The organism is Mycobacterium sp. IEC1808 (assembly GCF_002101935.1).
Classification (GTDB): Bacteria; Actinomycetota; Actinomycetes; order Mycobacteriales; family Mycobacteriaceae; genus Mycobacterium.
This window is the reverse complement of sequence record NZ_LQPV01000005.1, coordinates 435355-452896: the sequence shown is the minus strand read 5'-3', so window position 1 is coordinate 452896 and position 17542 is coordinate 435355. Positions and strand designations below refer to the sequence as shown.

Annotated in this window: 20 protein-coding genes; 6 read left to right on the top strand and 14 right to left on the bottom strand. The window is 68.5% G+C overall.

Annotated elements, in window-relative coordinates; translation table 11 throughout:
- The first annotated feature begins 30 nt into the window (after window positions 1-30).
- Complete coding sequence (locus AWB92_RS03175) at window positions 31-1029, top strand: alpha/beta hydrolase (protein WP_085184008.1); 999 nt, start codon at window positions 31-33, stop codon at window positions 1027-1029.
- On the opposite strand, the gene AWB92_RS03170 is transcribed toward AWB92_RS03175, so the two are convergent.
- Genes AWB92_RS03170 through recO form a run of 3 tightly spaced genes read right to left on the bottom strand, consistent with a single transcriptional unit; the run spans window position 1026 to window position 3128 of the window.
- Window positions 1026-1454, bottom strand: coding sequence for a hypothetical protein (locus AWB92_RS03170; protein ID WP_085184007.1), 429 nt, complete (start codon window positions 1452-1454; stop codon window positions 1026-1028). The two genes, AWB92_RS03175 and AWB92_RS03170, sit on opposite strands and share 4 nt — an antisense overlap.
- Window positions 1454-2338 carry a decaprenyl diphosphate synthase gene (locus AWB92_RS03165; RefSeq protein WP_085184006.1) on the bottom strand — a complete coding sequence of 295 codons (885 nt, stop codon included), beginning with the start codon at window positions 2336-2338 and terminating at the stop codon, window positions 1454-1456. The genes AWB92_RS03170 and AWB92_RS03165 overlap by 1 nt, the downstream gene beginning before the upstream one ends.
- Window positions 2331-3128: a DNA repair protein RecO gene (recO, locus tag AWB92_RS03160; protein ID WP_085184005.1), complete on the bottom strand. Its 798-nt coding sequence runs from the start codon at window positions 3126-3128 to the stop codon at window positions 2331-2333. The genes AWB92_RS03165 and recO overlap by 8 nt, the downstream gene beginning before the upstream one ends.
- A gap of 61 nt (window positions 3129-3189) precedes the next feature.
- Here recO and AWB92_RS03155 point away from each other — a divergent pair, with 61 nt between their 5' ends.
- Both AWB92_RS03155 and AWB92_RS03150 read left to right on the top strand, forming a co-directional pair.
- Window positions 3190-4695 carry an amidase gene (locus tag AWB92_RS03155; RefSeq protein WP_085184004.1) on the top strand — a complete coding sequence of 502 codons (1506 nt, stop codon included), beginning with the start codon at window positions 3190-3192 and terminating at the stop codon, window positions 4693-4695.
- Window positions 4696-4747: 52 nt separating this feature from the next.
- Window positions 4748-6205 (top strand): ornithine decarboxylase, encoded by a 1458-nt coding sequence (locus tag AWB92_RS03150; protein WP_085184003.1) that lies wholly within the window; start codon window positions 4748-4750, stop codon window positions 6203-6205.
- Window position 6206: 1 nt separating this feature from the next.
- On the opposite strand, the gene AWB92_RS03145 is transcribed toward AWB92_RS03150, so the two are convergent.
- From AWB92_RS03145 to hrcA, 9 genes are all read right to left on the bottom strand, one after another.
- On the bottom strand, window positions 6207-6998 hold the full coding sequence (locus AWB92_RS03145; RefSeq protein ID WP_085184002.1) for an SDR family NAD(P)-dependent oxidoreductase: 792 nt from the start codon (window positions 6996-6998) through the stop codon (window positions 6207-6209).
- Window positions 6999-7039: 41 nt separating this feature from the next.
- Entirely contained in the window at window positions 7040-7951 is a 912-nt protein-coding gene (era, locus tag AWB92_RS03140; protein ID WP_085184001.1) for a GTPase Era, read from the bottom strand.
- Entirely contained in the window at window positions 7948-8211 is a 264-nt protein-coding gene (locus AWB92_RS03135; RefSeq protein ID WP_085184084.1) for a cytidine deaminase, read from the bottom strand. Before AWB92_RS03135 ends, era begins: the two co-directional genes overlap by 4 nt.
- A gap of 53 nt (window positions 8212-8264) precedes the next feature.
- The gene (locus AWB92_RS03130; protein WP_085184000.1) at window positions 8265-9572 is read right to left on the bottom strand and encodes a hemolysin family protein; all 1308 of its coding nucleotides are present in this window, start codon (window positions 9570-9572) and stop codon (window positions 8265-8267) included.
- Entirely contained in the window at window positions 9569-10102 is a 534-nt protein-coding gene (gene ybeY / locus AWB92_RS03125; protein WP_068176467.1) for an rRNA maturation RNase YbeY, read from the bottom strand. The genes AWB92_RS03130 and ybeY overlap by 4 nt, the downstream gene beginning before the upstream one ends.
- A complete protein-coding gene (locus AWB92_RS03120; RefSeq protein WP_085183999.1) occupies window positions 10099-11145 on the bottom strand; it encodes a PhoH family protein in 1047 nt (348 codons plus the stop codon). Before AWB92_RS03120 ends, ybeY begins: the two co-directional genes overlap by 4 nt.
- A gap of 57 nt (window positions 11146-11202) precedes the next feature.
- Window positions 11203-12009, bottom strand: a complete 807-nt coding sequence (locus AWB92_RS03115; protein ID WP_085183998.1) for a 16S rRNA (uracil(1498)-N(3))-methyltransferase — start codon at window positions 12007-12009, stop codon at window positions 11203-11205.
- A 19-nt stretch (window positions 12010-12028) separates the two neighbouring features.
- On the bottom strand, window positions 12029-13174 hold the full coding sequence (dnaJ, locus tag AWB92_RS03110) for a molecular chaperone DnaJ (protein ID WP_085183997.1): 1146 nt from the start codon (window positions 13172-13174) through the stop codon (window positions 12029-12031).
- Window positions 13175-13244: 70 nt separating this feature from the next.
- Window positions 13245-14288 carry a heat-inducible transcriptional repressor HrcA gene (gene hrcA, locus AWB92_RS03105; RefSeq protein WP_085183996.1) on the bottom strand — a complete coding sequence of 348 codons (1044 nt, stop codon included), beginning with the start codon at window positions 14286-14288 and terminating at the stop codon, window positions 13245-13247.
- A 164-nt stretch (window positions 14289-14452) separates the two neighbouring features.
- Between hrcA and AWB92_RS03100 the strand changes: the two genes are divergently transcribed.
- The 3 genes from AWB92_RS03100 (at window position 14453) to AWB92_RS03090 (ending at window position 16358) form a co-directional block, all read left to right on the top strand.
- Window positions 14453-14767: a type II toxin-antitoxin system VapB family antitoxin gene (locus AWB92_RS03100; protein WP_068110252.1), complete on the top strand. Its 315-nt coding sequence runs from the start codon at window positions 14453-14455 to the stop codon at window positions 14765-14767.
- A 116-nt stretch (window positions 14768-14883) separates the two neighbouring features.
- Window positions 14884-15480, top strand: coding sequence for a carboxymuconolactone decarboxylase family protein (locus AWB92_RS03095; RefSeq protein WP_085183995.1), 597 nt, complete (start codon window positions 14884-14886; stop codon window positions 15478-15480).
- A complete protein-coding gene (locus AWB92_RS03090; protein WP_085183994.1) occupies window positions 15477-16358 on the top strand; it encodes a sigma-70 family RNA polymerase sigma factor in 882 nt (293 codons plus the stop codon). Before AWB92_RS03095 ends, AWB92_RS03090 begins: the two co-directional genes overlap by 4 nt.
- On the opposite strand, the gene AWB92_RS03085 is transcribed toward AWB92_RS03090, so the two are convergent.
- Window positions 16352-16855: a hypothetical protein gene (locus tag AWB92_RS03085; RefSeq protein ID WP_068136668.1), complete on the bottom strand. Its 504-nt coding sequence runs from the start codon at window positions 16853-16855 to the stop codon at window positions 16352-16354. The two genes, AWB92_RS03090 and AWB92_RS03085, sit on opposite strands and share 7 nt — an antisense overlap.
- Window positions 16856-17003: 148 nt before the next feature.
- Window positions 17004-17483: a hypothetical protein gene (locus AWB92_RS03080; protein WP_085183993.1), complete on the bottom strand. Its 480-nt coding sequence runs from the start codon at window positions 17481-17483 to the stop codon at window positions 17004-17006.
- Between the last annotated feature and the right edge of the window lie 59 nt (window positions 17484-17542).

The following is a 17542-nucleotide window of genomic DNA, read 5'->3' as shown; positions in this document are numbered from 1 at the left end:
CAACCAGAACTCAAGGGAAGCGAGAACACGATGCGGAAGCAACCCGCCCCCCACCTGCGGCCGGTGCGCGACGTCGAGGGCCCGTCACTGCAGTTTCGCACCATCCACGGCTACCGCCGCGCCTTCCGGATCGCCGGATCCGGACCGGCCCTGCTGCTGATCCACGGCGTCGGCGACAAATCCGAGTCCTGGGGGCCGGTGCACGCCAAGCTCGCGCAGCGCTTCACCGTCATCGCGCCGGACCTGCTGGGCCACGGCGAATCCGACAAGCCGCGCGCCGACTACTCGCTGCCGGCCTTCGCCAACGGGATGCGCGACCTGCTCGCCGTGCTGGGCATCGAGCGGGTCACCGTCGTCGGGCATTCGTTCGGCGGCGGCGTGGCGATGCAGTTCGCCTATCAGTACCCGCATCTGGTCGAGCGCCTCGTGCTGGTCAGCGCGGGCGGTGTCGAGTCGGACGTCAGCTTCGCGCTGCGGTTGGCCGCGATGCCGATGGGCAGCGAGGCGCTGGCCATGGTGCGCGTGCCCGGCGCGCTGCCCGCGATGCGGGTCCTTGGGCGCGCCGTTCAGGCCCTGCTCGGTTCCACCAAGTTCGGTCGCGACGCGGTCGACACCGTGCGGCTGCTCGAGGGCTTCAAGGACCCCAGCGCGCTGGCGGCGTTTGCACGCACCCTGCGATCGGTGGTGGACGGCCGCGGCCAATACGTCACCATGCTGGATCGCAGCTACTTGGTGCAATCCATTCCGGTGCAAATCATTTGGGGCGAGGACGACGTCGTCATCCCGGTGAGCCACGCCCGGACCGCCCACGCGGCGATCGCCGGGTCGCGCCTGGATATCTTCGAAAAGTCCGGGCACGTGCCGCATCACGACCACCCGGATCGCTTCGTCGAGGTCGTCGAACGATTCATCGACTCGACCCGGCCGGTCGATCACGACCCGAACCGCATGCACTCCCTGTTGCGGACCGGCGCCCGCGAGGACCTTGGTTCGGTGGCCATCGTGCCGGCCGAATCCGCCGTGTCCTAACCCGTTACCGAACGCCGAATCTCGGCGCCGGTGTCGAGCACCAGCAGGATCAGGGTGCGCAGGGCGTCGTCGGTGAGCCCGCCGCCGGGAAAGTTATAGCGCAGCATCACGTCTCCGGTTTTGGACGCGCCCTTGCCGGAATTGCGTTGCACCGCCTTGTCGCTGACCTTTTCGACCAGCGTCACGCTGCCGAAGTTGCTGTCGCGCGCCTGCTTGGCGATCTGGTCGCCGACCTTCTTGGTCAGCGGCAGGTCCCAGGCCAGGATCTGCGTCAGCGAGACCAGGTCCAGGTCCTCGGCGATGTTCACCACCCGCAACGACGCCAGCGTGCCGTTGTGGCGCAACGTGAGTGCGCCGTCTGGTTCCTCGTCGACGGGAAGGACGTCGCGCAGTATCGACACCAGACGCTCCTGCAGTGATGGCATCAGGCGCTCCCGAATCTTCTGTTGCGCTCGGCGTATTCCTCGCAGGCCGCCCATAGGTCGCGGCGGTCGTAGTCGGGCCACAGCTTGTCGGAAAAGATGTACTCGGCGTACGCCGCCTGCCACAGCATGAAATTGCTGGACCGCTGCTCCCCCGACGTCCGCAGGAAAAGGTCGACGTCGGGGATGTCGGGCCGTTGCAGGTGGCGCGAGATCGTCGCCTCGGTGATGCGTTCCGGGTTAAGCCTGCCGGCCTGCGCCAACCGGGCAATATCCTTTGCGGCGTCGGCGATTTCGGCGCGGCCGCCGTAGTTCACGCAGTAATTAACCGTGATGACGTCGTTGCCGACCGTCATCGCCTCAGCGACCGCCAGTTCATTGATGACGCTGCGCCACAGGCGGGGCCGTGAACCCACCCACCGGATCCGGACCCCGATCGCGTTGAGGTTGACGCGGCGCATGCGCACCACGTCGCGGTTGAACCCCATCAGGAAGCGGACCTCCTCGGGGGACCGCTTCCAGTTCTCGGTCGAAAACGCGTACAGGCTGAGCCATTTGATCCCGATTTCGATTGCGCCGCAGACGATGTCGATCACCACCGCCTCGCCCGCCCGGTGGCCGTCGGTGCGGCTCAGCCCACGCTGGGTGGCCCAGCGACCGTTGCCGTCCATCACGATCGCGACGTGGTTGGGCAGTCGGTCCGCCGGGATCCGCGGCGCGGCCGCCTTCGAAATGTGCTGCGGCGGCCGGCGCGGGCCGCCATCGGCCGACGGCGGCAACTCCGGGAAGACCACCGGCCAGGTCGACTTGTCGGGAAAGACCGGGTAATCGTCGGGAGCGGGGGGCAGTTGCGGGAAGTCGGTCGACTTCGGCTTGCGCTCAACCACAGGCCATATCCTGCCCGAACAGCGCTGCGCGCCGTTCGGCGATTGTGCGGTCGGCCTGATACGTCCGCTCCACCAGCGGCAACGTTTTGAGCTGACGCTCCAGATGCCACTGCAGGTGCGCGGCCACCAATCCGCTGACGTGGCTGCGGTGCGATTGCGGCGACGCCTCGGCGGCCTCCCAATCGCCGTCGTGCAGCGCGGTCATCAGGTCCAGCACACCCGGCGGCGGGGTGGTCGAACCGGCCGGGCGGCAGTGTGGGCAGACGCTGCCCCCGGCGGCGATATGAAACGCCCGGTGTGGGCCGGGCGTGGCGCAGCGCGCGCACTCGGTGAGCGCCGGCGCCCATCCGGCGATCCCCATGGCACGCAGCAGGTAGGCATCCAGCAGCAGGTCGCGGGGCCGGCGGCCGTCGGCGACCGCCCGCAGCGCGCTCACCGTAAGCCGGTGCAGGGCCGGGGCCGGGGCCCGCTCCTCACCGGCGAGCCGCTCGGCGGTTTCCAGCATCGCGCACCCGCAGGTGTACCGGCCGTAGTCGTTGACGATGTCGGTGGCGAACGCATCGATGGCGACGACCTGGGTGACGATGTCCAGGTTGCGCCCGGGGTGCAGTTGCGCGTCGATGTGAGCAAACGGCTCAAGTCGCGCGCCGAATTTGCTGCGGGTGCGGCGAACGCCCTTGGCCACCGCGCGAACCAGCCCGTGATCGCGGGTCAGCAGGGTGACGATCCGGTCGGCCTCGCCGAGCTTGTGCTGGCGCAGCACAACGGCCCGGTCTCGATATAGCCGCATCACAATAGTTTTGCACCCCGCCGCGACAATCCGGGTATCCGCGCCGTTAGTCTCGTACCCCGTGATTGGCGCTTCCGGGTCCGCTTTCGGGGCCCTTTCTGGCCCGGGTTCGGGATCCGGCGGCCAGCGCCTGCCCACGCTGACCGACCTGCTCTATCAGCTGGCCAGCCGCGCAGTGACGTCCACCACTCTGGTGAGCCGTTCCCTGCACGCCATTCACACGAGCCAGTCGACGCTCAATGCCTTCCGGGTGGTGCTGACCGAATCGGCGCTGGCCGACGCGGCGGAGGCCGACCGGCGCCGCGCGGCCGGCGACACCGCCCCGCTGCTGGGCATCCCGATCGCGGTCAAGGACGACGTCGACGTCAAAGGCGTGCCGACCGCGTTCGGCACCGAGGGCTACGTCGCGCCCGCCACCCAGGACGCCGAGGTGGTGCGCCGCCTGAAAGCTGCCGGCGCGGTGATCGTGGGCAAGACGAACACCTGCGAACTGGGCCAATGGCCGTTCACCAGCGGCCCTGGCTTCGGACACACCCGCAACCCCTGGTCGCGCCGGCACACGCCGGGTGGATCGTCGGGGGGCAGCGCGGCCGCGGTGGCCGCCGGCCTGGTCACCGCCGCGATCGGCTCCGACGGCGCCGGCAGCGTGCGCATCCCTGCGGCCTGGACGCACCTGGTGGGCATCAAACCGCAGCGCGGCCGCATCTCCACCTGGCCGTTGCCGGAGGCGTTCAACGGAATCACGGTCAACGGCGTGTTGGCGCGCACCGTCGCCGACGCGGCGCTGGTGCTGGACGCCGCATCGGGCAACGTCGAGGGCGACCGGCACAAACCGCCGCCGATCACGGCGTCCGACTATGTCGGGAAGGCGCCCGGCCCGCTCAACATCGCGCTGTCAACGCGGTTCCCGTACACCGGTTTCCGGGCCAAGCTGCACCCGGAGATCCTGGCCGCGACCCGGGCCGTCGGCAAGCAACTGCAGCTCCTGGGCCACACCGTCGTGCCCGGCAACCCCGACTACGGCCTGCGGTTGTCGTGGAATTTCCTGGCGCGGTCCACCGCCGGGCTGCGGGAGTGGGAGGAGCGGCTGGGCGACGGCGTCATCTGGGACCCCCGCACGCTGTCCAACATGCGAGTGGGCCACGTGATGGGCGAGGCGATCCTGCGCAGCGCCCGTCGCCACGAAGCCGCCGACCAGCGCCGGGTCGGCTCGATCTTCGACATCGTCGACGTCGTGCTCGCGCCGACCACCGCGCAGCCGCCGCCGCTGGCGCGCGCCTTCGACCGGCTGGGCGGCTTCGGCACCGACCGCGCCATGATCGCCGCGTGCCCGTTGACCTGGCCGTGGAACCTGCTGGGCTGGCCGTCCATCAACGTGCCGGCCGGATTCACCTCCGATGGTTTGCCAATCGGCGTGCAGCTGATGGGCCCGGCAAACAGCGAGGGGCTGCTCATCTCGCTGGCCGCCGAGCTGGAGGCCGTCTGCGGCTGGTCGACCAAGCAGCCGACGGTGTGGTGGCATGCCGGCAGCGACACGCCGCCCGCCGGCGCGCCGCCGCGCAGATAGTCGCGCCGCCGGCTGTGCACATAGCCCGCGACAACCCGGGTATCCCCCTGCAATGGATCAATCCGATGCTCCACTGCTGAACGCACTGGCCGACTACCGCGACAAGAACCGCTACGGGTTCACTCCACCGGGCCACCGGCAGGGTCGCGGCACCGACGACCGGGTCCTTGCGGTGCTGGGTCGCGAACCGTTCCTCGACGACGTGCTGGCCAGCGGCGGCCTCGACGACCGCAAGACCAGTAACGAGTACCTGAAGCGCGCGGAGGACCTGATGGCCGACGCCGTCGGCGCCGACGTCGCCTGGTTTTCCACCTGCGGCAGTTCGCTGTCGGTAAAGGCGGCGATGATGGCCGTGGCCGGCGGTGACGGCAGCCTGCTGGTGAGCCGGGACAGCCACAAGTCCATCGTCGCGGGCCTGATTTTCTCGGGCATGCAGCCCCGTTGGATCACCCCTCGCTGGGACGCCGAGCATCACTTCTCGCATCCACCCTCCCCACACGAGGTGGAGGAGACGTGGAAGAAGTACCCCGACGCCGCCGGTGCGCTGGTCGTGAGCCCCAGCCCGTACGGCACCTGCGCCGACATCGCCGGAATCGCCGAGGTGTGCCACGCGCGCGGCAAGCCGCTGATCATCGACGAGGCGTGGGGCGCGCATCTGCCATTCCATGAGGACCTACCCACCTGGGCGATGGACGCGGGCGCGGACGTCTGCGTGGTCAGCGTGCACAAGATGGGGGCGGGCTTCGAGCAGGGCTCGGTGTTTCACCTGCAGGGGGATCTGATCGATCAGAAGCGCCTCTCGGCGTGCGCGGACCTGCTGATGACCACCAGCCCCAACGTGCTGGTGTATTCGGCGATAGACGGTTGGCGGCGGCAGATGGTGGAACAGGGTCACGAATTACTGGGCACCGCACTGGATTTGGCACATCAGCTGCGCGATGAGATCGAACGCATTCCCGATGTGGAGGTGCTCGACGACGAGCTGCTCGGGGTGCAGGCATCACACGACCTGGACCGAATGCAGGTGCTGATGGACGTATCGGCCACGGGCACTTCGGGTTACCAGGCCGCCGACTGGCTGCGCGCGCACGCTCACGTCGACATCGGAATGAGCGATCACCGCCGCATCCTGGCGACGCTGTCCTTCGCCGACGACAAGACCACCGCCGACCGTCTCATCCAGGCGCTGACCGAATGGCGCAAGGCAGCCGACGATTTCGAGCCGCCACCGCAAATCGACCTGCCATCGCCCGACGAGCTGCAATTGGAGAACGTCTGCCTGCCGCGCGACGCGTTCTTCGGGCGCGTCGAGGCCGTGCCGAGCGATCGGGCGGCGGGGCGGATCTCAGCCGAGCAGGTCACGCCGTATCCGCCCGGCATTCCGGCGGTGGTTCCCGGCGAGTGCCTCAATGACGCGGTGCTGGACTACCTGCGCTCCGGTGTGCGCGCCGGGATGAACGTGCCGGACGCGGCCGATCCGTCGATGGAGACGATCCGGGTGCTCGCCTGACTCAGTTGCCGTTGGCGCGAGGCATCGACATGACCCGGTTGCCGATGGCTTTGACGTCGTCGGGCAGCACGCGGTTCGCGGCGCCCATCAACTTCGAAAAGACCGAGCCGGCAACGACTTTCTGATCGCCGCGCATCAGCGCCTCGAAACCCTGACGGGCGACCTGAGCGGGGTCGTCCTTGGGCATCCTGCCCATCAGTGAATCGACCATCTTGGCGCGGGCGAAGAAGTTGGTGTCCGTCGGGCCGGGCATCAAGGCCGTGACAGTGATTGAGGTGTCGCGCAATTCGTCGCGGAGCGCCTCGGCCAACGACTGGATGAACGACTTCGACGCGTTGTAGACGGGCTGATAGGAACCAGGCATCTGAGACGCGATGGACGAGGTGAAAAGCACCTTGCCCGCGTCACGGTTCGCCATGTCGCGCAGCACCAGCTTGGCCAGATGCACCGTCGAGCGCACGTTGAGATCGACCATCGCGAGGTCGTCGGCGAGCTCACTCTTGAGGAACATCTCCCCGCGGCCGACACCCGCGTTGAGCGCCGCGGCCGCCAGCACGCGGTCGCCTTCGATCGTGCTCTGGTACAGGTGCTCTACTCCGTCCGGACTGCGCAGGTCCACCTGCACCGGCTGGACGGCCGCGCTGTACTGGGACAGCTTTTGGGGTACGTCGTGGATGGCATCGTCCTCGGCCGCCACGACGAGGTCGTAGCCGTGTTGGGCGAACTGCTTGGCCAGTTCGAACCCGATCCCGCTGGACGCGCCGGTTATCAGTGCGAGTTGTGGTTGCGTCATGCTGGGCGGCTACCCGTTACGAGGCAGAAAAAACTTGAGGGCTAAAAACCAAGCCGACCAAGCTGTTTGGGATCGCTCTGCCAGTTCTTGGCCACCTTGACGCGCAGGTCGAGGTAGATCTTGGTGCCCAGCAGCTTCTCGATCTGGGCCCGCGCGGCGGTACCCACTTCCCGCAGCCGCGCGCCGCCCTTGCCGATGACGATGCCCTTCTGGCTGTCCCGCTCGACGTAGAGGATGGCGTGCACGTCGATGAGATCGTCCCGGTCGTCCCGCGGATTGATCTCGTCGATCACCACCGCCAACGAATGGGGTAGCTCGTCGCGCACCCCCTCCAGGGCGGCCTCGCGGATGAGCTCGGCCATCAGGACCTCCTCGGGCTCATCGGTCAGCTCGCCGTCGGGGTAGTACGCGGGGCCGACGGGCAGCGCCGCGGCGAGCACGTCGATCAGCACGTCGACCTGCGCCCCGGTCACCGCCGATACCGGCACGATTTCGGCTGAGCCGCCGACCAATTCGCTGACGGCAACGAGCTGCGCGGCCACCCGATCCTTGGGCACCTTGTCGATTTTGGTGACGACCGCGACGAGCGTGGTCTTCGGCGCGACCGCCCGGATCTGTTCGACGATCCAGCGGTCACCCGGCCCGATGGCCTCGTCGGCCGGGATGCACAGACCGATCACGTCGACCTCGGCGTAGGTATCGCGGACCAGGTCGTTGAGCCGCTTGCCCAGCAGGGTGCGCGGCCGATGCAGGCCCGGGGTGTCGACCAGGATGATCTGGAAGCTTTCGCGGTGCACGATCCCGCGAATGGTGTGCCGGGTGGTCTGCGGCCGCGTCGACGTGATCGCCACCTTGGCGCCGACGAGGGCGTTGGTCAGCGTCGACTTGCCGGTATTCGGCCGGCCGACCAGACATACGAAACCCGAACGGAATTCCGGCGTCTCGGCGCTCATAGCAGGTTGCCGGCGCGGTCGGTGACGATGATCACGGCCGTCGGCGACAGTTCGCGAACCGCGACGATCCCGGGATCGTCGGCGGATCCGGCCACCAGGACGGCCGCCTCGAGACCGGTCGCCCCACCGGAGGCGGCGGCGGCGACCGCGGCCTGCAGCCCGGTCAGCTTCAGCGACGGCAGGTCGACCGGCGCGGCCGCATACGTGCGGCCGTCGGTGTCGCGGACCGCGGCGCCGCTGTCGGCTTCCGCGCGGGCCATCGCGGCGCGCGCCAGCACCACCAGCTTGGCGTCCTCGGCGTCCAGTTCCTCAGTCACTCCGCCTCCCCGTCCGTCGACCCGTCGGCGCCGTCGGGCTCGGCCGGGCTCAGCAGGACGGTGTTGATGCGCACTCGCCCGCGATGGTCCGGGCCGCCCTCGGCCCGCAGCCGCAGGCCGTGCGACACCACCTCGGCCCCCGGCAGCGGCACCCGGCCCAATTCCAGGGCGACCAGGCCGCCCACGGTGTCGACGTCGAGGTCATCGTCGAATTCCACGTCGTAGAGTTCCCCCACGTCTTCGATCGGCAGCCGCGCGGAAACCCGAAAGTGTTTGTCGCCCAGGTCTTCTACCGGGGCAGTTTCCGCCTCGTCGTACTCGTCGGCGATCTCGCCGACGATTTCTTCCAGCACGTCCTCGATGCTGACCAGGCCGGCGATCGCGCCGTACTCGTCGACGAGCAGGGCCATGTGGTTGCGGTCGCGCTGCATCTCACGCAGCAGCGTGTCCAGCGGCTTGGAGTCCGGCACGAAGACCGCTGGGCGCATCACCTCCGACACCTTGGTGTCCCGCCCGCCGTCGGGAGACGAGAAGGCCTGCTGGACAAGGTCTTTGAGGTACACCACCCCGACGATGTCGTCGACGTTCTCGCCGATGACCGGGATGCGGGAATGCCCGCTGCGCACGGCGAGGTTCATCGCCTGGCTGGCGAGTTTGTCGCTTTCGATCCAGATCATCTCGGTGCGCGGCACCATCACCTCGCGGGCCGGCGTGTCACCGAGCTCGAAGACCGACTCGATCATCCGGCGTTCGTCGGCGGCGACCACCCCGCGCTGCTGGGCGAGGTCGACGACCTCGCGCAGTTCGATCTCGGAGGCGAACGGGCCGTTGCGCAATCCCCGGCCCGGAGTGAGCGCGTTGCCCAGCACCACCAGCAACCGGCTGAGCGGCATCAGCAACCACGAAATCGCTCGCAGCGGAAGGGCCGTCACCAAGGAAATGGAATACGCGTGCTGGCGGCCGAGGGTGCGGGGTCCGACTCCGATCACGACGAAGCTGGTCACCACCATGATCGCGGCCGCGCCGAACAACCCCCACTTGATGCCCCAGTTGTCGTAAAGGAACACCACCAACAAGACGGTCGCGGTGATCTCGCAGATGATGCGCAGCAGCACCATCAAGTTGATGTAGCGGGGTCGCTCGCTCATCACCTTGAACAGCGACACCGCGCCGGGTCGCTCTTCTCGCACCAGTTCCTGCACCCGGGCCATCGAAACGGTGCTGACGGCGGCGTCGATCGCCGCGAAAAGCCCGCCGAGAGCGATCAGGGCGATCGCGCCGAGCAGCTGGGACACTCCGGTCAATTGTCGAAATACCTTGATTTGTCCAGCAACCGGCGGTCGCGTTCTTGTTGGCGATCCTGCTGGTAGGCCTCGACCTGTTCGGCGACCCATTCTTCGAGCAACCGGTCCTGCAGGGCGAACATCTCTTTTTCCTCGTCCGGCTCACCATGGTCGTAGCCGAGCAGATGCAGCACGCCGTGAATTGTCAACAGCGCCAACTCATGCCCCAGGCTGTGGCCCGCCGCGGCCGCCTGTTCGGCGGCGAATTCCGGGCACAGCACGATGTCGCCCAGCATCGAGGGCCCGGGCTCGGGCGCGTCGGGCCGCCCGCCCGGTTCGAGTTCGTCCATCGGAAAGCTCATCACGTCGGTCGGCCCGGGCAGGTCCATCCAGCGCATGTGCAGGTCGGCCATCGCCGCGGTGTCCAGCAGCACCATCGACAGCTCGGCGCTCGGGTTGACGTCCATCCTTGCGATCACGAATTTCGCGACGCTGACCAATTCCGCTTCGGAGACGTCGATGCCCGACTCGTTGGAGACTTCGATGCTCATCGGCGGCTTCGGCCACCCGACGCCCGCCGGGCCGCCCGGTTCATCCCCGAGCCGGGTTCCTCGTAGCGGGCATAGGCTTCGACGATCTCCGAAACGAGCCGGTGGCGCACCACATCCACACTCGTCAACTCCGCGATACAGATGTCCTCAACGCTGTCGAGGATGTCGATCGCGGACCGCAGGCCCGATCGCGCGCCGCCCGGAAGGTCGATCTGAGTCATGTCGCCGGTGACGACCATCTTCGACCCGAAGCCCAGCCGGGTGAGGAACATCTTCATCTGCTCGGCGGTGGTGTTCTGCGCCTCATCGAGCACGATGAACGCTGAGTTCAGGCTTCTGCCACGCATGTATGCCAACGGCGCAACCTCGATCACCCCGGCCGACATCAGCTTCGGGATCAGCTCGGCGTCCATCATGTCGTAGAGCGCGTCATACAGCGGCCGCAGGTACGGGTCGATCTTCTCGCTGAGCGTGCCGGGCAAAAAGCCAAGGCGCTCACCGGCTTCCACCGCCGGGCGGGTCAGGATGATCCGGCTCACCTGCTTGGTCTGCAGCGCGTGCACGGCCTTGGCCATGGCCAGATACGTCTTGCCGGTGCCCGCGGGGCCGACCCCGAAGACGATCGTGTTTGCGTCGATGGCGTCGACGTAGCGCTTCTGGTTGAGCGTCTTGGGCCGGATCGTGTTGCCACGCCAAGACAAGACGTCCAGGGTCAGTACCTCGGCCGGTGATTCGTTGCCGGTGCCGACGAGCATCGCCACGCTGTGCCGCACCACCTCCGGCGTCAGCGGCTGGCCACCCGCCACGATGGCGATGAGCTCGGAGACCGCACGCTCGGCCAGCGCGACGTCGGCCGGCTCACCGGAGATGGTGACGGCATTGCCGCGCACGTGCAGATCGGCGTTGAGGGTGCGTTCCAGGGCGCGCAGGTTTTCGTCTGACGAACCGAGCAGGCCCACGACTAGATCGGGCGGAACGTTGATGCTGCTGCGAACCTGGGAGGTCGATGCTGCGTCAGCAGCGCTGGTCTCGCGGGGCGTCACGTGGTTTCCGATGCCTGCCTTCTGGGGTCCTGACGTGGTGAAATCCTGGCTTGCAGTCTACCGCCGGTCAGGACTGTGTCCCAACGGTTCGTTCGCCGGCGATTGTGTATCCGCATGTTGATCCCATCGCGGGGTGATCACGCCCAGCGCCCCGAGTGCCACCGCGGCCGCGCTCGACGTCCGCAGCACCTGCGGCCCGAGCCGGACCGCCACCGCGCCCGCCTCGGTCAGCGCGGCGATCTCGGCGGGCGCGATGCCTCCTTCGGGACCGATCACCAGGTATACCGAATCCGCTTGGGCTACATGGTTATCCGCAAGCCGATCGGCCGCCGACTCGTGCAGGGCCAGCACCGCGGACCCGGCCGCCACCTCATCGAGAACCCGCTGCGTCAGCGCCGCGGTGGACACCAGGCCGTCGACGGGCGGGATATGCGCCCGGCGGGACTGCCGGGCCGCCGAACGGGCGACGGCGCGCCACCGGCGCAGGCCCTTGTCGACCCGGGCGCCCTCCCAGCTTGCCACGCAGCGGGCCGCCTGCCAGGCCAGGAACGCGTCGGCGCCGGCTTCGGTGGCCAACTCGATCGCCAGCTCGGAGCGGTCGGACTTGGGCAACGCCTGCACCACCGTCACCGCGGGGCGCGGCGGCTCCACGGTCCAGCGCTCCAGGACCCGGGTCCGTAGCCCATCGCGGCCCGCGCTCTCCACCACACACCGGCCGAGGGTTCCGGCGCCGTCGCCGAGCACCAGTTCTTCGCCGGGACGAATTCGCCGCACGGTGGCGGCGTGGAAGCCCTCGTCGCCCTCGACGACGGCCAACTCGCCGGCATCGGGCAGTGCGTCAACGTAAAACAGCGTGGCCACCACGTGCGGGGCTCCTGGGGAACTAGCGCCCGGTAAACGTCTCGCGGAGCCGGCTGAACAGCCCGCCGCCGGCGTGTGTCGAGCGGACCTCGGCCACATCGCGGCTGCGGCGGTCCTTGAACTCGCGCAGCAGTTCGGTGTCGCGGTGGTCCAGGCGGCTCGGCACCACCACCTCGACGTGGACGTTCAGGTTGCCCCGGGCGCCCGAGCGCAGGTGCGGCATCCCGTGGCCGCGCAGCGTGATGACCGTGCCGGGCTGCGTGCCCGGCGGGATGGTGATCTCGCTGGTGCCGTCCAGGATGGCGTCGATGGTGATGGTGACGCCCAGCGCCGCGTCGACCATCGGCACCGAGACCGTGCAGTGCAGGTCGTCGCCGTCGCGTACGAAGATGTCGTGGGCCTGCTCATGGACCTCGACGTAGAGGTCACCGGCCGGCCCTCCCCCGGGCCCAACCTCGCCCTGGGCGGCGAGCCGGACGCGCATGCCCTCGCCGACGCCGGCCGGGATCTTGACGCTGATCTCCCGGCGGGCCCGCACCCGGCCGTCGCCCATGCACTGGTGGCACGGGTCGGGAATGACCACACCGACACCGCGGCAGGTGGGACACGGCCGTGACGTCACCATCTGGCCCAGCAGCGAACGCTGCACGGTCTGCACCTCGCCGCGGCCACCGCAGGTGTCGCAGGGAACGGGCACGGAGTCGCCGTTGGTGCCCTTGCCCTGGCAGCGGTCGCACAGGACCGCGGTGTCGACGGTGACTTGCTTGGTCACCCCGGTCGCGCATTCTTCGAGGTCCAGCCGCATCCGCAGCAGCGAGTCCGAGCCGGGACGGACCCGCCCGATGGGCCCGCGCGAGGCCGAGCCCGCGCTGAAGCCGCCGCCGAAGAAGGCCTCGAACACGTCGCCCAGGTTCCCGAAGCCGCCGAAACCGCCGCCGGCCGCGGCGGCGTTCTCCAGCGGATCGCCCCCTAGGTCGACGATCCGTCGCTTCTCCGGGTCGCTCAGCACCTCGTAGGCGACGCTGATCTCCTTGAACTTTGCCTGCGCGGCCTCATCGGGGTTGACGTCCGGATGCAGCTCGCGCGCCAACTTGCGGTACGCGCGTTTGATCTCCGCATCGCTGGCGTTCCTGCTCACGCCGAGCAGCCCGTAATAGTCGCGTGCCACGCCTGACTCTCCTGAAACGTCTTAAGCCGCGGCTACGCGGCCGTCCACAAACTCCGGTGCGGGGGCACGGTCATCGGGCACCCAACACTTCGCCGATATACATCGCAACCGCAGCCACGCTGGCGATAGTTCCCGGATAGTCCATCCTGGTGGGACCCAGCACACCCATGCCGCCGTACACGGTATCGGAGTGACCGTACGCGGTGGACACCATCGAGGCCCCGACGATCTGCTCGGCGGCCGTCTCGTGGCCGATGCGCACCGTCACCTTGCCGGCTTCCTGCTGGGCGGCCAGCAACCGCAGCACCACCACCTGCTCCTCGAGGGCCTCCAGGATGGACCGCAACGAGCCGCCGAAGTCCGCGGCGTTGCGGGTCAGGTTGGCGGTGCCGCCCATCAGCAGGCGTTCCTCGGTGTGCTCCACCAGCGACTCCAGCAACACCGTCGCCGAACGGCCGACGGCGTCGCTGAGGTTGTTGGCCAGCCCGCTGCGCCCGTGCAGCTCCCCGGCCAAGTCGGCGACCGCGGTCGACGCGGCGGAAAGCCGCTTGCCCACCAAGGCCTGGCCGAGCATCTCGCGCAGCTGGGAAAGCTGGTGGTCGTCGATGACGTCGCCGAGTTCGACGATGCGTTGGTCCACCCTGCCGGAATCGGTGATGACCACCATCAACAGCCGCGCCGGCGTCAGCCCGATCACCTCCAGGTGGCGCACGGTCGACGTCGACAACGTCGGGTACTGGACCACCGCCACCTGGCGGGTCAGCTGCGCCAGCAGGCGCACCGCGCGGCGCAGCACATCGTCGAGGTCGACGCCGGATTCCAGGAAACTTTGGATCGCGCTCCGTTCAGCCGACGACAGCGGCTTGACGTCGTCGAGCCGGTCCACGAATTCGCGGTAGCCCTTTTCCGTGGGCACCCGCCCGGAGCTGGTGTGCGGCTGGGTGATGTACCCCTCGGCCTCCAGCACCGCCATGTCGTTGCGGACCGTGGCGGGCGAGACGCCCAGGTTGTGCCGCTCCACCAATGACTTCGAACCAATCGGTTCCTTGGTGGCGACGAAGTCGGCGACGATGGCGCGCAGCACCTCAAAGCGACGCTCGTCGGCGCTTCCCATCGGCTCCCACCTCCTTGATTGCGTCCATTTTACGGGTCGCCAAGGGTGCCAACCGCCATTAGCGGTCGGCTGGCGGCGAACTCCGGCGAGTTCCCCGCTAGCCTGTCCTGCATGTACCGGTCGGGCCCAGGCGACGCTTCGCGGACGTCGATGAAGGCCCGCCGATGATCTTCAAGGGTGTGCGCGAGGGCAAGCCATACCCGGATCACGGGCTGTCCTACAAGGACTGGTCCCAAATACCGCCCCAGCAGATCCGGCTCGACGAGTTGGTCACGACGACGACCGTGCTGGCGCTGGACCGCCTCCTGTCGGAGGATTCCACCTTTTACGGCGACCTCTTTCCCCACGCCGTGCGCTGGCGGGGCATCACTTACCTGGAGGACGGCCTGCACCGTGCCGTGCGCGCCGCGCTGCGAAACCGCACGGTGCTGCACGCCCGGGTGTTCGACATGGATATGCCGCTGAGCCAGCAGGCCTAGTGGCGATCGCAAGCGCGGCGTAGCCGGGCGCCGCGGGTCGCCACCATCGGCCTAGCCGTCACGTTAGGGCGTCGCCCGGTGTCGACCTAGTAGGACGACATTCAAGGAGGACCGCCATGCCTCGGCTGCAAGGAGTCTCGGACCGCGACGCCACACTGGGCGCCAAGATCGCCTTCTTCTTCACCAAGCGCAAGCTGTCGCAAATGGCCGGCCTGGAGACGGCGGGGATGCTGGAACCGCTGCGCATGTACGCGCACATCCCGCGCTTGCTCAACGCCTACGGCAAGCTGGAGCAGGCCGAGTCGAAGCTGGATATCCTCAGCCCCCGCCAGCGCGCGCTGGCCGAGTTGAAGTCGGCGACCACCGTGGGCTGCGAGTACTGCATCGACCTGGGTTCACAGATCGCCCGCCAATGGGGAATCACCGACGAGGAGCTGCTCGGGATGGCCGACTACCGCAACGCGTCGTGCTTTTCTGAGCTCGACAAGCTGATCTTGGAGTACGCCACCGCGATCAGCCGCACCCCGGTCGAGGTGAGCGACGGGCTCTTCGAGGCGCTGCGCGCCCACTTCGACACGCCGCAACTCGTCGGTCTGACCCACGTCATCACACTGGGGAACCTGCGCGCCCGGTTCAACATCGCGCTCGACATCGGGTCCTCCGGCTTCTCCGGTAACCGGGTCTGCGCCCTGCCCGAGACCGGTCGCGCGTGACCGCGGCGGACGCTTCGCTGTCCGCGCGCTTCGAGCACGCGCGGCCGAGGCTGGGCGCCCTCGCCTACCGCATGCTGGGCTCGGTCGACGACGCCCAGGACGCCGTGCAGGAGGCGTGGCTGCGGCTCACCGGAGCTGGGGACATCGCCAACCTGGACGCCTGGCTGACCACCGTGGTGGCCCGCATCTGCCTGAATGCGTTGCGCGACCGGCACGGGCGCGGCCGTGAGGAACCGGTCGGGCAGCTGCCGGATCCGATCGTCGATGCCGAGGGCGAATTCGATCCCGAACACCGGGCGATGCTGGCCGACGCGGTGGGGCTGGCGTTGTTTGTCGTGCTGGACACGCTGCCGCCGGCCGAGCGGCTGGCCTTCGTGCTGCACGACGTGTTCGCCGTACCGTTCGACGAGATCGCGCCCATCGTGGAGCGGACGCCGGAGGCGACGCGCAAGCTGGCCAGCCGGGCCCGCCGGCGCATCCAGGAGGCCGATCCGGCCCCCGACAGCGCCGTCGCCGCGCAACGAGAGGCGGTCGACGCGTTCTTCGCCGCGGGCCGCGCCGGCGATTTCGACCGCCTGGTGTCGGTGCTCGATCCCGGCGTCGTTTTGCGGGGGGATTTGGGCAAGGGCGCCAACGTATTCCGCGCCGAGGGCCCGACAGCCGTGGCCAAACTCGCCCGCGGCTACGCGGGACCGGAGCGCGAGGTGCGCCCGGCGATTGTCAACGGCGCCGCCGGCGCGGTCATATTCGTTGCCGGGCGGCCGACGGCCATCATGGGATTCGTGGTGCGCGACGGGCTGGTGGCCAGCATCGATGTGCTGGCCGACCCGGACCGGATCGCCAAACTAGACCTGCGCGCCGTGCGCGCCGATCACTGACCGGCGGCCTGCAGCAACTCCATCGCCGAGGAGCGCGACAGCACCCAGCCGCCCTGGTTGACGAACGTGACGTTCTGGGTCACCGGCGACGTCAGCTTGGGACCCGAGACCGCCACGTCGGCCGTCGCGGACCCCGCCGCGGTCGGTTGGATGTTGGAGACGCCGAACGTCAGCGGCAGGTCGCCGTTCTTGGCCGCCTTCTGCAGCTTCTTGTCGGCGACGTGCGCTTCGATCCCGCTGATGCCGCCTTCGACCAGGTTGCTCTTGTTGGAGAACGAAACGCTGGGATCGGCAAGGCTGTTCAGCAGACCGGTCAACTGATTGGCCGTGGGCACGTTTACCGCCTGGGGCGGGTCCATCGGCAACGGCGCGCCGACCGCGATCAGCCGCACCGAGGCCTGCTCACCCGGCGCCGCAATGGACGTGATGCCGGCGGCCGCTCCCCCGATGACGGCCAGCGCTGCCGCACCGCCGGCGAAGAACTTAACGGTTTTCATGGTCCCCCCTTGGGCGGGCACGCTCGACGGACCGTGCCAATGTGCGTCTTTCGATTGTTGTTTCGTGTTTGCGCACCGAGACGTTACGGCCACGCCGTGTGAACAACCTGTGCGCCCGCTATGTGGGTGCACAGGCCACTCGGCTTTGCTAGTTCGTCGCGGTGGCGGCCTGTATCAGCGCGATCGCGGCGTCGTGCTGCAGGATCCAGTTGCCGCCCTCGTTGACGAACGCGAGGTGCTTTTCGACGGGCCCGGCGAACCTCGGACCCGAGATGGCCACGTCGGCCTGGGCCGCGTTCGGGCCGGCCGGCGCAATGTTCGTGACGGCGAACGTCTCCGGGAAGTTTCCGTTGCGGTACGCCTTCCGCAGGTCATGGTCGGCCACATGGCCCTCGTCCGGAGCGATGCCGTTTTGGACCAGGTTGGTCTTAGTCGTGTACGACACGCCGGGATCGGTGGCTTGGACGCACAGGTTGGACAACTGGTCCGGGCTCGGCAGTCCCGGCGCCGGCGGCGGATCCTGCGGCAGCGGTGTGGCGGCGGCGGGAGCGACGGACGTCACGCCGACGGCCGCCGCGCCCATCGCTATCGCGCCGATGGCCAAGGACTTCAAGGGTTTCGTTCTCATGGTCAGGTCCTCCCCCTGGTGAGTAAGAGTTGTGATTCTGCCCCCGGCGCCCGCTGTTC

Excerpts from the sequence above, each read along its gene's own strand:
- AWB92_RS03175 (WP_085184008.1), top strand. The coding sequence starts at position 31 with ATGCGGAAGCAACCCGCCCCCCACCTGCGGCCGGTGCGCGACGTCGAG.
- AWB92_RS03170 (WP_085184007.1), bottom strand. The coding sequence starts at position 1,454 with ATGCCATCACTGCAGGAGCGTCTGGTGTCGATACTGCGCGACGTCCTT.
- recO (WP_085184005.1), bottom strand. The coding sequence starts at position 3,128 with ATGCGGCTATATCGAGACCGGGCCGTTGTGCTGCGCCAGCACAAGCTC.
- AWB92_RS03150 (WP_085184003.1), top strand. The coding sequence starts at position 4,748 with ATGGATCAATCCGATGCTCCACTGCTGAACGCACTGGCCGACTACCGC.
- AWB92_RS03145 (WP_085184002.1), bottom strand. The coding sequence starts at position 6,998 with ATGACGCAACCACAACTCGCACTGATAACCGGCGCGTCCAGCGGGATC.
- era (WP_085184001.1), bottom strand. The coding sequence starts at position 7,951 with ATGAGCGCCGAGACGCCGGAATTCCGTTCGGGTTTCGTATGTCTGGTC.
- AWB92_RS03135 (WP_085184084.1), bottom strand. The coding sequence starts at position 8,211 with ATGGCCCGCGCGGAAGCCGACAGCGGCGCCGCGGTCCGCGACACCGAC.
- ybeY (WP_068176467.1), bottom strand. The coding sequence starts at position 10,102 with ATGAGCATCGAAGTCTCCAACGAGTCGGGCATCGACGTCTCCGAAGCG.
- hrcA (WP_085183996.1), bottom strand. The coding sequence starts at position 14,288 with ATGGGAAGCGCCGACGAGCGTCGCTTTGAGGTGCTGCGCGCCATCGTC.
- AWB92_RS03100 (WP_068110252.1), top strand. The coding sequence starts at position 14,453 with ATGATCTTCAAGGGTGTGCGCGAGGGCAAGCCATACCCGGATCACGGG.
- AWB92_RS03095 (WP_085183995.1), top strand. The coding sequence starts at position 14,884 with ATGCCTCGGCTGCAAGGAGTCTCGGACCGCGACGCCACACTGGGCGCC.
- AWB92_RS03085 (WP_068136668.1), bottom strand. The coding sequence starts at position 16,855 with ATGAAAACCGTTAAGTTCTTCGCCGGCGGTGCGGCAGCGCTGGCCGTC.
- AWB92_RS03080 (WP_085183993.1), bottom strand. The coding sequence starts at position 17,483 with ATGAGAACGAAACCCTTGAAGTCCTTGGCCATCGGCGCGATAGCGATG.